The organism is Marinilabilia rubra (assembly GCF_003121985.1).
In the GTDB taxonomy this organism is placed as follows: domain Bacteria; phylum Bacteroidota; class Bacteroidia; order Bacteroidales; family Marinilabiliaceae; genus Marinilabilia; species Marinilabilia rubra.
This window is the reverse complement of sequence record NZ_QEWP01000014.1, coordinates 88,823-102,783: the sequence shown is the minus strand read 5'-3', so window position 1 is coordinate 102,783 and position 13,961 is coordinate 88,823. Positions and strand designations below refer to the sequence as shown.

Here is a 13,961-nt window from a genome sequence, read left to right as displayed (position 1 = left end):
TGCTGCGAAACAGAAAATATTACTATCCCATTTTTCTTTTATCAATAACGCGGGTGGCCTTTCCTTCGCTCCGCTCAATGGTTTTAGGCTCAACCAGTTTCACGTTGACCGACAACCCAATAGTGCTCTCGATCTGGTTTTTAATTTTTTTACCCAGATTTTGGAGTTCACTGATTTTATCCTGATAAAACCGGTCCTCAACTTCCACATGCAGCTCAAGGGTATCCAGATTGTTTATGCGTTCCACTACCAACAGATAATGCGGAGTAGTTTCATCCATTTCAAGCAAAACACTTTCTATCTGAGAAGGGAAAAGATTAACACCGCGAATGATCAGCATATCATCACTCCTTCCGGTACATTTCTCCATTCTCACCAGGGTTCTTCCACACTTACAAGTATCATAATGGAGGCGTGTAAGATCCCGCGTCCGGTATCTGATTATTGGAAGTCCCTCTTTTGTTACTGTTGAAAACACCAATTCACCCAGTTCACCCTCCGGCAAAACATCCAATGTATCCGGGTCAATTATTTCGGGAATAAAATGATCCTCATTAATATGTAATCCGCACTGATATTCACAATCAAAAGACACCCCCGGGCCGATAATTTCACTTAACCCGTAAATATCAAATGCTTTTATCTGAAGCTTTTTCTCAATCTCGAATCTCATATTATCAGTCCACGGCTCTGCCCCGAAGATACCGACTTTCAATTTTAGATCTTCCCTGTCCAAAGAGCTTTCGTCGATGGCCTCTGCAAGGTAAGATGCATAAGAAGGGGTACATGCCAAAACCGTGCTCCCAAAATCATGCATCAATTGCAACTGACGTTTGGTATTACCCCCCGAAATGGGAATTACAGAGGCCCCAACTTTTTCACCTCCATAATGCAAGCCCAAACCACCTGTAAAAAGGCCATATCCATAGGCTATCTGAATAAAATCGTCTTTTCCCACACCGGCACCTGTTAAGGTACGGGCCATAACCTCAGACCAAACTGCAATGTCACGTCGGGAATACCCTACAACCGTCGGACGTCCGGTAGTTCCTGAAGATGCATGAAGCCTGATTATCTCACTCATGGGGAGAGCAAACAAACCAAAAGGATAATTATCGCGCAGATCCTGCTTTGTGGTAAAAGGAAGCAGTTTAAGATCATCTGCAGATTTGATATATTCAGGTCCCACACCAGCCTCCTGCATTTTTGCCCGATAATACGGAACATTATAATACACCCGGTCCACCGTTTCCCTCAACCTTTCACTCTGAATCTGCTTCATTTGATCGCGGGACATGGTTTCAAAATGTCTGTTCCAAATCGATGTTTTCATAGTAAAATTTAGAATTTATATAACTCACTGGCCGAAATCAATTCCATTTCATGTTTCTGAAACTCGTCAATCGTTTTCTGTACATTATCTGTTTTAAGCACTATAAAAGATTTATCTCCCGGAGAGAACCCATACAAATAGTCAATCCCAATTTGAGCCTCGGAGAGTATTTTCAATGTTTTAGACAATGCCCCCGGGGTATTGGGAGTGGCAAACGAAATCACCTCACTCACATTAACAGAAAACTGATTTTCTTTCAGGATCCTCCTGGCTTCTCCAGGATCAGATACGATCATCCTGAGAATTCCGAACTCAGAAGTATCAGCCAGACTGCATGCTGAAACATTAATATTGACATTACCCAAAATATCAAAGACTTCATGCATTCTTCCGGAGCGATTTTCCAGAAAAACAGATAATTGATTTATTATCATATAATTGATTTTTAAGATATCGAAGTTGAAAATTACAAAATTTTAACAACTATCCATTCTAAACAAGAGGAAACTTTTGTCAGCATTTTGCCTGAAGTACGGCAAAACCTTAACCCACAATACAAAATATTGACCGAACTCCAATCCTAGTGTCAAGTCAAGTGTAGAATTTCGGGTTAGCTGCCGCTATTTTTCACCTTGTGCAAATCAACAAAAAAGTAAGCATAGCCGAAGCTACGTGAGTCTTTTTTTTGAGAAGCACAAGGTAGAAAGAGCAAGGCTTGGCTCGTCAGACTATGCTTGACTTAACACTAGTTTAACAAAAATATACCCCTCTGAGACTTGCAAAAGCCCGGTCTTTTTTTTATCTTAAAATAAATAAAAACAGATCGTTAAATCTGGACAAATTAAGACATATGAAAAACTGTATTGAGATTATAAACCTTAATCAATAGATCGTTAGTCCCGATGCTTCGGGATAGATATTAGATTTAAGATAAATCATAACAAATTGATAATCCGAATGTTAGCTCAGGAAAACTATTGACCTGTAAACAATTGATTTAAAGCTTATTGCAATCCCGAACCATCGGGATAACGGACTATTATTAATAAACCATTTTTTTAAAATGTAAACAGCTGTTTTTCGGTACATTGCAAAAGATTAACGGAGTATTGTAAAGTAAAAAACACAAAAATTAATTCATTATGGAATCCAATGAACATTCAGTAAAAGTATTTTCAGGAACAGAGCAAGAAGCAAAAAACCTAAGAAAAAAACTTGAAGAACATAGCATTCCTTCCAAAATCAGAGATGAAATAGAAGATAAAGAACCGGAAGGATTGAGAGGTACACCTCCCGCTAATGTAAATCTCTTTGTCAACGGATCGGATATTAGAAAAGCCGATCCGCTAATTAAGGATTTTTTAAACGAGATACATCGATAACATTTTTTCACCCCGGTTTTGCCGGGGTTTTTTATGCCTCCGTTTTTGCACTGGTTTCTTTTAATAAAATAAACACATACAATCATCATTATTTTTAGAAAACATCGGTAGTTTGCATTATTTTTGCAACATACCAGGATCAGCCACCCGTATTTAGCCTGAATTTTTCTGAATAAAGTTTTGTAACGGTGTTCAATCAATGAAAATGTTTGCTAAAAAAAAGAATAATAAAACATCTGAAAACCGGTTCTAGCCTAAGAAACCTCACCTTTTCCCGAGTTAGATTTATTCGAATGTATTTTAAACAGGCAAAAAAGCCCAATAGCTATTAAAATAGATCGTTAGATTTCCTGCAGGCAGGCAAGATATGAGATAAAAATTTATCGTATAACCCTGAAAACCTGCTTATCACCCTAAACCAAAATACACCTACAAACATTTGATTACGAATGTATTGTAAAAATTCAACGGAGTATTGATTAAGAACAACAACAAAATATTACTCATCATCCTTGCAGTATTGGTAGGGATTCCATTTTTTGTGTCGGTAATACTCATGTTACCGGGCATCCAAACTCATATTGTCCATAAACTCACCGAGCGACTGAGTAAGGATTTCAACACAGAGATATCAATTGGCAGAGTTCAGGCATTGCCATTCTCCGGGATTGACATAAAAGAATTTCTGGTACGTGACCTAAATAATGACACACTGCTGTTCTCACCAACAGTTCATTCCGAAATCGATTATTTTTCCTTCTTTAAGAGGCACTTTTACATTGGTCGTGTAACAATGGAAAACCCTAAAGTTAAACTTTTAGAGTATGAAGATGGCATGAATTTCAGCTTTCTGATCGATTCGATTGGTAATAACAAATCCGATACATCCAAATGGCACTATTCAGTAAGAGGATTTGAGATAAAAAACGGTCAACTCATTTTAAAAAACTCCATTTTAAAGAATTCCTCTTTCAAAAGAGATTCGCTTGCATTTTCAGAATTGAACCTGAGTATATCCCGGACTTCAGGAGTAAATGACTCATTGGATTTCCATGTTAATCAGCTATCTCTGAAAGAGCAAAGCGGCCTGACGATAAAGAGTGCCGGAACAAAAGGCAAAATTCGCAGAGAAAAGATTTCAATTAATGATTTCTTCATCCGTACCGACGCCTCCGAAATAAGCATAAACCAATTGGATATTCCGGTCAATCCCAGGGAAAAGGGTAATGATCCGGAACGAAGGTTCAAAGCAAGTATTGAGCAAATACTAATTGCTCCCAGAGAAGCAGCTTTATTATTCCACAATATCCCCAAGCTGGACAAACCACTGGGGCTGTCCGGAGATATTTCAGGGTCTCTCAAGAATCTGAAAGGCCGGGATATTTTGATATCTCTGGGACGATACACCAGAATGCGTACTTCTTTTGACCTGACAGACCTGTCAGACTTCAAGGAAATGTTTATTTTCATGAAGGTTGAGAAACTGCAGACCACGGCAACAGATATCCAGCGTATTTTAGGCGAAAATAACGAAAATGGCGCCCCCTTGCCGGATGCCATAAAAAAACTGGGAATCATTCATTATTCAGGAAATTTAACCGGGTTTACAAGTGATCTGGTTGCTTTTGGAGATTTCAATACAGAACTGGGAATTCTGAAGACCGATCTTGGAATGAAATACTCAGAGCGCAACGGCTTTTCTTTTAGCGGAACCCTTAATACTCAAAACTTCCAGTTAGGAGAAGCATTCCCGGAAGAGAACAACACCGGTCACCTAACCATGAATGTGCAGGTAAAAGGTCAATGGAAGACCGAGACCAACTATTCCGCTCACCTGGATGGTAAAATTCGCGAACTGGAGTGGAAAAAACACCTGTATCAGGATATTGATTTAAACGGTTTGTTTACACACCAAAAATTTGATGGTTCTGTGGACATTAAAGATCCATACGGAACCTTAAGATTTGATGGAGAAGTAGATGCTTCTGGAAAAAAACCTGTTTTCAAATTCACGGCAGATCTTGAAAACATTATGCCCGACCGACTAAACCTGATTCCCAAATTAAAAGATGGCGTAATCACTATGTCTCTTGGTGCCAATTTTGAAGGGAGCAATCTGGACAACCTCTCAGGAGACATTGGCATTCATGACGGGCTGATCTTCACGCCACAAACATCTCTGACCATTGACACACTTTCGCTAAAAGCTTTTGAAGAAGGAGATGCAAAAAAAATCATATTAAATTCGGACTTTATAGAAGGTGAAATAAAAGGACAGTACAATTTCAACAAATTCCGACAGTCTTTTCTGGATATGGTAGCCCATTTTTTACCATCACTGGCCCATCAAAGACCAGGAAAAAAACTGCCTGTCAACCAATTTAACTTCAATTTCTCCTTTAAAGGTTTCGACAGGGCTTTGAAGATCATTTATCCGGATCTCAGAATGGCTTATAATGGTCATTTAAAAGGCCAGATTGATTCCGAAAAGCAAATTGTGGACATTAAAGCTGAGTTTGACAGCATCAGTTACAAGAATATTTCGGCGCGTGACATTGAATTTCATGCCAACACAAAAAGTGGTTCTGACATGAACATTATTGCACGGGCGGGAAAAATTGACCGTGCCAACACCATGTCACTTTACAATTTTTCTGTTCATCAAAAAGCAGGAAGAGATACCTTAAACATGAACGTATTCTGGAACAACTGGGGAAGTGTAACCAACAGTGGTGCTCTTTATACTTCAACAGCTTTCAGACGAGAAAAGGGAGATAAATTCTATTCTTCTACCCACTTACTACCATCCACCGTTATTTTACAAGATTCCATCTGGGAAATCAGTGAGGCGAAAGCTCTGTTCACTCCCAGTTCGTTCAGCATCCAGGGGCTGGAAATCTCCAACAAACAGCAAAGACTTGCCGTTAATGGTTTTCTGCACCGGGAATCAATGGATGGAATAAGGTTGGAAATGGACAATATTGACCTGGCGCAGTTTTTTGGAAAAGAGAGTGAATCCAGACATCAGATTGGGGGAATTGCAGATGGCAGCATAGAGTTAAAAGATTACTACCGAACTCCGTTATGGTCCGCTAATTTTTCAGTAGACCAATTCAGTTTTGACGGCGACACGGCAGGTTTCTTCACACTTGGTTCCAGATGGGATACAAAAAAAGAGGCTCTGGCAGTAAATACATCCTTAATGGATGGCAACCACAAGCCACTTGAGGGCAACGGTTACATTGATCCTTTACAAAACAATGTTGATCTGGAATTGAACCTTGACAGTTTCAACATTTCTTTTTTAGATACATTCATTGGACATATTCTTCAGGATTTCGATGCCTCAACATCCGGCAAACTTTATATAACAGGTTCTCTTGATCAACCTCATCTCACAGGCAAAGTGAATGTCGACCAAGGACGTTTTGATGTTGATTTGCTTCAAACGAGCTACGAAATAACAGATTCGGTATGGTTTTATCCCTACGAAATAAGATTTAAAGACCTGACAATAAAGGACCGACACAACAAAACCGGAACATTCAGGGGCTCTATTTTCCATGAGGGATTTGCAAATATGGTGTACAACCTTCAACTGGATGTGAAAGAAATGCTTGTCCTAGATACCCGACAGAAAGATAACCCGTTCTATTATGGAACAGTATACGGAAATGGAGAAATGGGTATTACGGGTGTTGCAAAAAACGTGGAACTCAACATCAGTGGAGAAACCCTTAATAGCACACGCTTTTTCATCCCTATGGAGGATACTGAAGAGGCTGTGCAAAGTAATTTCATCCGTTTCACGTCTAAAGATACCGGAAACCCACTCTTCAACAGCAATGAAGCAGAAAAGGACAATGAATACAAAGTCGACCTTTCAGGGCTTGAGCTGAATATGGAAATAGATGTCACCCCACAAGCCAAAATAGAAATCATATTCGATTCCGCTCTTGGCGATTTATTAAGTGCCACCGGTGGTGGGAATATCCAGATTCAAATTGACAGACAGGGAAACATCAGCTTCTTTGGGGATTATATTATTGACCGCGGAGAATACCTTTTTTCCCTTCAAAACCTTGTTAACAAAAAATTTGACATCAATAAAGGTGGAACTGTGTCGTGGCAGGGTGATCCCTATAAGGCAAGAATTGACCTGACAGCAGTATATAAACTGAAAGCCTCACTGGCTGATCTGGTAGGACCGATGGCAGAATACAACTCAATGGGTGGTCAGAATGACATTCAACGACGCATCCCCATTAATTGCAATCTTATGCTAAATGGGCCACTGGAAAAGCCCGGCATCAGATTTGGGATTGAAGCTCCTACCCTTACCGAAAGCCGGGAAAGTTACATGCTGGATTTCATTTCCTCGGAAGATGAGATGAACCGCCAGGTTTTATCGCTGTTGGTACTTAACCGTTTTTACACCCCCGACTACCTTAGAATGGGGGGTGATCAGGGCATGCAGACCAACAATGCCGCTCTGGTAACCACCACTGAAATGCTTTCCAACCAACTAAGCCGATGGTTATCCAACATCAGCAGCGATGTAGATGTGGGTGTTAGTTACCGGCCTGAAGACAACATCTCAAGTGAAGAAATTGAAGTTGCCCTGTCAACTCAGATGTTTAACAACAGGGTTACCATCAATGGCAACGTGGGCTATGGAAAATATCAAACCAATACAAGTAAGATGGTGGGCGACTTTGATATGGATGTAAAACTTAATCCAAGTGGTACCATTAGGGCCAAAGCTTACACCCGGTCTAATGATGATATCATATATGAAACCTCTCCAACAACACAGGGTATTGGGATCTCTTTCAAAGAGGAGTTTGATAAAATCACAGATCTGTTTAAAAAGTACTGGATGGCGATTACCGGAAAAAAGAAAAGTGATCAGTAGTCAGTTTTCGGTATTTACCCCCCAAAGAAATAGAGGCTGTCTCCACCGTAAAGATCAAGACAGCCTCCTTTATTCAGGGTTTGCTGAAAAACGCATATTCAACTAACTATTAAATCTTTAAATCATACCCACAAGCACTTAAATGCAAGGTTATTTCACAATTACTCAAATTTCTTTGCACTTGCATTTATGAAAATGGCTAATCAACAAAAGATTAACTATCCCTTGTTCTGGACAAAGCTCTCATCCTTGTTCCCCTCATCCCTCTTTTTCTGAAGCTACAGACTCAACTCTTTCCTTCAATAAAGACTGCACCTGATTAAATACATTTTCGGCAGTAAAACCAAATTTCTGATCCAGCACCTTATAAGGAGCTGAGAATCCAAATTTTGAAAGTCCCCAAACCTTTCCATTTTCACCGACCAATCCTTCAAGTGTGACAGGCAATCCGGCCGTCAAACCAAACCTTGGCACATCCGGAGGTAGTATCAAACGCTGATAAGAACGTTTCTGACTTCTAAATACGCCTTCCGAAGGGATGGATACCACACGTACAGCAACCCCTTCTTTCTCCAGCATCGCTGCACCTTCAACTAGAGTGGACACTTCTGAGCCACTTGCCAACAATACAATATCTGGAGAACCGTTTGAATCTTTGACAACGTAGCCCCCTTTTCTTGCCTGCAAGGCCTCTTCAACCCTGTTTCCGGGCAAATCAGTAATATTCTGTCTGGACAAAATCAATCCGGTGGGGGTGGAAGTGTTTTTTATGGCCATCTCCCACGCAACATTGGTCTCGGCGCTATCGGCCGGCCTTAAAACCACCATTGAGTTTTCACCTTCATGGTTTTCCAGTTTCTCCATCAGCCGTATTTGGGCCTCGTGCTCAACCGGTTGGTGCGTGGGACCATCTTCTCCGACACGGAAAGCATCGTGTGTCCACAAATAAACAACAGGCAGCTCCATAAGCGCAGAAAGCCTGACAGCAGGTTTCATATAGTCTGAAAAAACGAAAAAAGTACCACAAACAGGAATAACTCCACCGTGAAGAGCCATGCCATTCATAATACAAGCCATTGTAAGTTCGCTTACTCCTGCCTGCAGGAAACCACCTGAAAAATCACCTTTTGTAAATGCTTTGGACTTTTTCAGGAAACCATCAGTTTTATCTGAATTAGAAAGATCGGCGGATGAAACAATAAGGTTTTCAATTTCCCCTGCCATGGCCCCCAATACTGCAGATGATGCGGCACGTGTTGCCTGATTTTCTTTCTGGTCAATTTTTGAAAAATCAAAATCCCGGGTTTTTCCTGAAAAGAAGGAAGCAAGTTTCTCTGACAGTTCGGGAAATTCAGCTGCCCACGCTTTTTCTTCTGAAATGCGCTTCTGAACGTAAGAGTTCAGTTTCTCTTTGCGTTCGGCATAAAGTTCTTCAACCTCAGGGAATATGGTAAAAAGATTTTCCGGGTTCCCCCCAAGATTTTCTATCGTTTTGGCAAAATCAACTCCGGCAGCCGACAAGGGTTGTCCATGAGTCGAACATTGCCCTTCAAAAGACTCATTTTTAGCGGTTAGGCATCCTTTCCCCATCTTGGTCTTTCCAATAATAAGGATTGGTTTATCTTCAATGTTTTGCGCCTTTCTCAGGGCTGAACGTATTTCATTCTCGTCATTTCCGTCAATCGAAATCACTTCCCAGCCCCAGGCTTTATACTTGAGAGCAGTATCTTCATTGGTAACCGCATCAACTTTTGTAGAAAGCTGAATATCATTTGAGTCATAAAACATTATCAGGTTGCTCAACCCCAGATTTCCGGCAATTCGACCCACACCCTGCGAGACTTCTTCCTGAATACCGCCGTCAGAGATAAATGCGTAGGTTTTATGAGCCATCCATTCACCAAACCTTTCAACAAGGAATCTTTCTGTGATAGCAGCTCCCAATGCCATGGCATGTCCCTGGCCCAGGGGACCGGATGTATTTTCAATACCACGTGTCACATCCACCTCCGGATGGCCCGGGGTGGGACTGCCCCACTGTCTGAATTGTTGTAAATCCTCCATGGAAAAATAACCACTCAATGCCAGCACACTATAAAGCATTGGGGACATGTGTCCGGGGTCAAGAAAAAAACGATCCCTGTGAATCCAATGAGGATTATCAGGAGCATAATTTAAAAATTCACTAAAAAGAATATTTATAAAATCAGCACCACCCATTGCGCCCCCCGGATGCCCTGATTTGGCTTTTTCAACCATGGCGGCAGATAAAATTCGAATATTATCTGCTGCTTTTTGATGTATTGTCTTCATTATTTGTATTGTTATTAAATGATTAACATCTCATTATCAATAAAAAGGGCCTATTCTTTAGACACCATTCAAGAGAGTAACACCCTGTTTTGAATCGGGCTTAATAGGTCAATTTATCGGCATTATCCAACAACAGCTTTTCTGCTTCCACACTCCACAAGCCGGAATTCTTATCACATATCTCAGCCAGTTTACCATAGACAGGATTCTTATCTTCCAGTGAAGAAAAATCTTTAATGGCTGTTAATGGCATCTCAAGATGATTATATATCAATTTCTTTCCTCCGGGGATATTGGGCAGGTCAAGTGTGGTATCAATTACAGCATTGATTCCTCCGATATGAGTAACCAATCCTGCCGGATCCAATCCATTGCTCATTACCTGGAGTGCCTCCTTCATATCATCGGTATTACCACCACTGGTTCCCACAATATGAGTAAAAGCATAGTGAACATTATAGAAGTTCAATGTAGCCTTAAAATCGGGATCAGATGGGCCGGCAAAGAAATTCAGACAACCATCAAAAGCCAGGATTCCATCTGCCTGCTCTACTACTGGAGCAACAGGGGCAAATACGAACACATCATTGAAGCCTGTTCCACCGGAAACATCTCTTAACCCGGCAACAGGATCAGACATTTCGGCGGTATTCACATACCTGAGATCAATTCCCTGACTTTTGGCAAATTCTACACTATACAGGCAAGCCGCACGATCAAGCCTGGTCTGATCAATATCGGTAACCACCAGAAGAGATGGTTTACGATCGGAACGATTCAGCACATAATTTATGGCAGCAAGTCCCATCGGCCCAACACCGGCAAGAATGGCCATCTTCCCACCATCCACAATCTCCATTTCATGAATGTAAGATCCTGGCTTGGTATGATAATTGGCATGCATGGCTCCAATAACACAAGACAACGGCTCAGACAGTGATGCCGGATAAAACCCCTCACCTTCGTAAGTAAGCAAACATCCCAATTCCATAACCTCGGCCGGAATAATTACATAAGTAGCATCACCGCCAATAAACTGGTACGAATACCCGGGTGCACTCAAAACCCCAACCGGACCATCTTCATAATTAAGGGCTGGTTGAATAGAGAATTTCTTACCCACTGAAAACTGTTTTTCCCACTTTTTGCCAACTTCCACTATTTCACCGGCAAATTCGTGTCCAATAATAATGGGTTGTTCTTTTACATTATCAGGAATTCGCTTATGGTCGGTTCCCTGATTGGCAGCTTTGTAAGATGACATGCATATACTATCGCACACAACTTTTGCCAGTATTTCATCTTCTTTTATGGCAGGAAGTTCAAATTCTTCAAGCCTTAATTCTTTCTTTCCGTATAATCTGACTGCTCTTGTTTTCATGTTTTTGTTTTTGAGATTGAAATCTATTTTAACATCTCCTGACCACCTGTTACCGGCACAGCTTGTCCGGTTTCATATTCCTGCTCCACCACATACAGAACTGCTTTAACAAGATCTGAAACCTGGCAGCCCCTGCCGGCCGGAACCTGATTCTCATAATGGGCTTTGACATCAGCTACTGATTTAGCACCAGGAACTTTTCCGGCTTTCAGGTATTGTACAAACAAACCTTTCTCCGGATCACTCCATAATGGTCCGTCAAAGAAGTTTCCGGGGCAAATGGAATTAACTTTAATATTGTTTGGCATGAGTTCCAATGCGAACGATTGAGTCAGACCAATTCCACCAAATTTCCCTCCTGCGTAAGCGAAGTTTTTGTTGCTTCCCTTGAGTCCTGATTTAGAGTTTATCTGAATAAGATCCATAAAATGGCCGTTGTCAACAGAAGACTGTATCTTCATGATTTTGGATGCATATTTGGCACAATAGAAATAGCCCATGTAATTAACTTTTGTCATTAACTCAAAGGTCTCCGGCTCCATTTCATCCAATCCTCCGGCACGAAGAATTCCGGCATTACTAATCAACACATCCAATCCTCCAGATTCAAGAACAATCTTTTCCACCATTCTTTCTACTGAAGCGGGATCTGAGACATTTACTTCCACAAAAAAGGCTTTATTGGATTGCTTTTTAGCCTTCAGGCCTGACACCATCATATTTCCTGCTTCAGCATTCATGTCGGCAATAACAACATGTGCCCCCTTTTGGTACAACTCTTCGGCAATACCCCCACCAAATCCCTGTGCACCACCTGTTACCAAAACAATCCTATTGGCAATACGACGGTCAAAAGACTCTGGCTCACTCTCTTTAGCGACATTTTCAATGGCAATAACACCTTCGCCTTTAATCCACACGGCAGAAGGGGCCTTTTCATTAGTTTTAAACCAATATTCAAATGCCTTTACAAGAGATGGGTGATCCAAGTCAGAAGCAGATAGCTCTAAGATGGAATTTTCATCTATGCTTTCGTTTAATTCTTTCAGGTCATCAATCCCCTCAAATGAATTTTTCTCGGTTTTTATGAAAGTACGGCATGTTAGCAAACTACTTCGGGAAGCCAGCATGCGTATAGCCGGAACAATATTTGTCCAATCAATCATCTTTTTGTTTTTTATTAATTACACTTAATATCAATTTGTTCCCCAAATCAGAAAAAGAAGCGCGATCCTGCTGTTTAAATTCTCCTTTTTCATTCAAAACACCTTTACCGTTTTTGGCCAGTAAATACTGGTGTGCGGCAATAATACAGGCACCTTCGTAGTTTATTTTCTGCAATTCTTCATCCAAGGGAACCTCTCCTTTGGCCATCACCTCTACAGGCTGCTTTCCGGGACTGTTGTGCTCTGTTCCAAAACTGACAACAAACCCTTCGTCACGTAAAAACATGGCATACTCCTTCAATACCCCATGATCATTACGGGTGGGAATAAACTCTACCGACCAGACCCCTCTCTCCTTAAGCTTCTTAGCCACAAGAGACTTATCTCTTTCGAAATCAGTATATCCTTTTACTGCGTCGGCCAAAAATGGGTAAGTAGGAATGCCTCCCGCGTCGAGAATTATTTCGCGGATGGTGTCCCAGGCAGGAAATCCTTCAGGATTTTCCGGGACATAAGCCGGTTTCCCTGCTTTTAACAATGAGCCGCGAATTTCATTCTCTAATCCGGCTTCATCATCCAGGGATGAGGATACCTCTGTCCCCATTAATTTGGAAAAGAAAGATATTTTCTCCTCATCCCGGTTAAAAATCTGCTCTCCCAGCAATCGGATGGCCCGGGCCAAATGCCGCTCACGAACCAGGTTTTGGGCCAATTCCTTCTTCATCTGATCAAAATCAATTCGGAGATTATAACCTTTTGAAGCCATTAGCTTATTTACTTTTGAGGTCATCTCCCTGACATATTCATTCCCCTCTTTCCGCAGATTATCTAATTTGGTAAGCGTTGCCTGAGAAAAAATAACCGGATGTGCCAAACCTTTGCCGCTAAAATAAACACGACCGGGATTGCCCGGATCATTCACCTTGTGTCCGTTTGCCTCGTCTTCCGGGCTTAAGCCAATAAACTCGATATTAAACAATGGGAAAAGCCCCCTTCTAAATGACTCATCACACCAGGTTTGATAGGCGTCGAAGCTAAAAAAATCATTCACTCCCACAACACTTACCCCCTCTTCAGAAGCTTGACCAAGTACCTCTTCTTCAGACTCAAAAGCACTAAATGAATGAGGCGTATGCAAATGATTATTGACTTTTGGGATCCCACCGGGATTTGAAACACTCTGATTCGGGTCAAAGGATTTAAAGTAATCTACAAACTTCATGGTATATTCTCTGTTTTGATCCACTGAAAAAGCACAAATGGCAGGAAAACGTTTAATTCGACTCGAAGAAGTTCTGCTTTTGTTTTCGTTTTCTGAAAAACAGAACAAACTGCGCTGCCAGACAGTTGAAAATCCTGACATATAAAAGCATTCATGCGTTACCAGTGTTTTAATACATTAAAACCGGGCAACGCATGAAAAAACTAAACTCTAAAAAAGCTCATCTGTTAAAACCTTTTCAAAAAATCC

The 13,961-nt window shown here is 41.1% G+C and carries 8 protein-coding genes; 2 read left to right on the top strand and 6 right to left on the bottom strand.

Features of this window, described 5'->3' with window-relative positions; all coding sequences use genetic code 11:
* Positions 1–22 precede the first annotated feature (22 nt).
* On the bottom strand, positions 23–1,333 hold the full coding sequence (locus tag DDZ16_RS15495; protein WP_109265399.1) for a phenylacetate--CoA ligase: 1,311 nt from the start codon (positions 1,331–1,333) through the stop codon (positions 23–25).
* Between the two features lie 8 nt (positions 1,334–1,341).
* On the bottom strand, positions 1,342–1,767 hold the full coding sequence (locus tag DDZ16_RS15490; RefSeq protein WP_109265398.1) for an acetolactate synthase: 426 nt from the start codon (positions 1,765–1,767) through the stop codon (positions 1,342–1,344).
* A gap of 708 nt (positions 1,768–2,475) precedes the next feature.
* On the opposite strand from DDZ16_RS15490, the gene DDZ16_RS15485 reads away from it, so the two are divergent.
* Positions 2,476–2,715 (top strand): hypothetical protein, encoded by a 240-nt coding sequence (locus tag DDZ16_RS15485; RefSeq protein ID WP_109265397.1) that lies wholly within the window; start codon positions 2,476–2,478, stop codon positions 2,713–2,715.
* Between the two features lie 475 nt (positions 2,716–3,190).
* On the top strand, positions 3,191–7,630 hold the full coding sequence (locus tag DDZ16_RS15480; RefSeq protein ID WP_232526752.1) for a translocation/assembly module TamB domain-containing protein: 4,440 nt from the start codon (positions 3,191–3,193) through the stop codon (positions 7,628–7,630).
* Between the two features lie 258 nt (positions 7,631–7,888).
* Here DDZ16_RS15480 and DDZ16_RS15475 read toward each other — a convergent pair whose 3' ends face one another.
* From DDZ16_RS15475 to DDZ16_RS15460, 4 genes are all read right to left on the bottom strand, one after another.
* A complete protein-coding gene (locus DDZ16_RS15475) occupies positions 7,889–9,943 on the bottom strand; it encodes a transketolase family protein (RefSeq protein WP_109265396.1) in 2,055 nt (684 codons plus the stop codon).
* A gap of 100 nt (positions 9,944–10,043) precedes the next feature.
* Complete coding sequence (locus DDZ16_RS15470; RefSeq protein WP_109265395.1) at positions 10,044–11,324, bottom strand: zinc-binding dehydrogenase; 1,281 nt, start codon at positions 11,322–11,324, stop codon at positions 10,044–10,046.
* A gap of 23 nt (positions 11,325–11,347) precedes the next feature.
* Positions 11,348–12,490: an SDR family NAD(P)-dependent oxidoreductase gene (locus DDZ16_RS15465; protein WP_232526750.1), complete on the bottom strand. Its 1,143-nt coding sequence runs from the start codon at positions 12,488–12,490 to the stop codon at positions 11,348–11,350.
* Positions 12,483–13,853: a hypothetical protein gene (locus DDZ16_RS15460; RefSeq protein ID WP_109265394.1), complete on the bottom strand. Its 1,371-nt coding sequence runs from the start codon at positions 13,851–13,853 to the stop codon at positions 12,483–12,485. The genes DDZ16_RS15465 and DDZ16_RS15460 overlap by 8 nt, the downstream gene beginning before the upstream one ends.
* Between the last annotated feature and the right edge of the window lie 108 nt (positions 13,854–13,961).

What these genes read in the sequence shown, in the direction of transcription:
- DDZ16_RS15495 (WP_109265399.1), bottom strand. Translation starts at nt 1,333, where the DNA reads ATGAAAACATCGATTTGGAACAGACATTTTGAAACCATGTCCCGCGAT.
- DDZ16_RS15490 (WP_109265398.1), bottom strand. Translation starts at nt 1,767, where the DNA reads ATGATAATAAATCAATTATCTGTTTTTCTGGAAAATCGCTCCGGAAGA.
- DDZ16_RS15485 (WP_109265397.1), top strand. Translation starts at nt 2,476, where the DNA reads ATGGAATCCAATGAACATTCAGTAAAAGTATTTTCAGGAACAGAGCAA.
- DDZ16_RS15475 (WP_109265396.1), bottom strand. Translation starts at nt 9,943, where the DNA reads ATGAAGACAATACATCAAAAAGCAGCAGATAATATTCGAATTTTATCT.
- DDZ16_RS15470 (WP_109265395.1), bottom strand. Translation starts at nt 11,324, where the DNA reads ATGAAAACAAGAGCAGTCAGATTATACGGAAAGAAAGAATTAAGGCTT.
- DDZ16_RS15465 (WP_232526750.1), bottom strand. Translation starts at nt 12,490, where the DNA reads ATGATTGATTGGACAAATATTGTTCCGGCTATACGCATGCTGGCTTCC.
- DDZ16_RS15460 (WP_109265394.1), bottom strand. Translation starts at nt 13,853, where the DNA reads ATGTCAGGATTTTCAACTGTCTGGCAGCGCAGTTTGTTCTGTTTTTCA.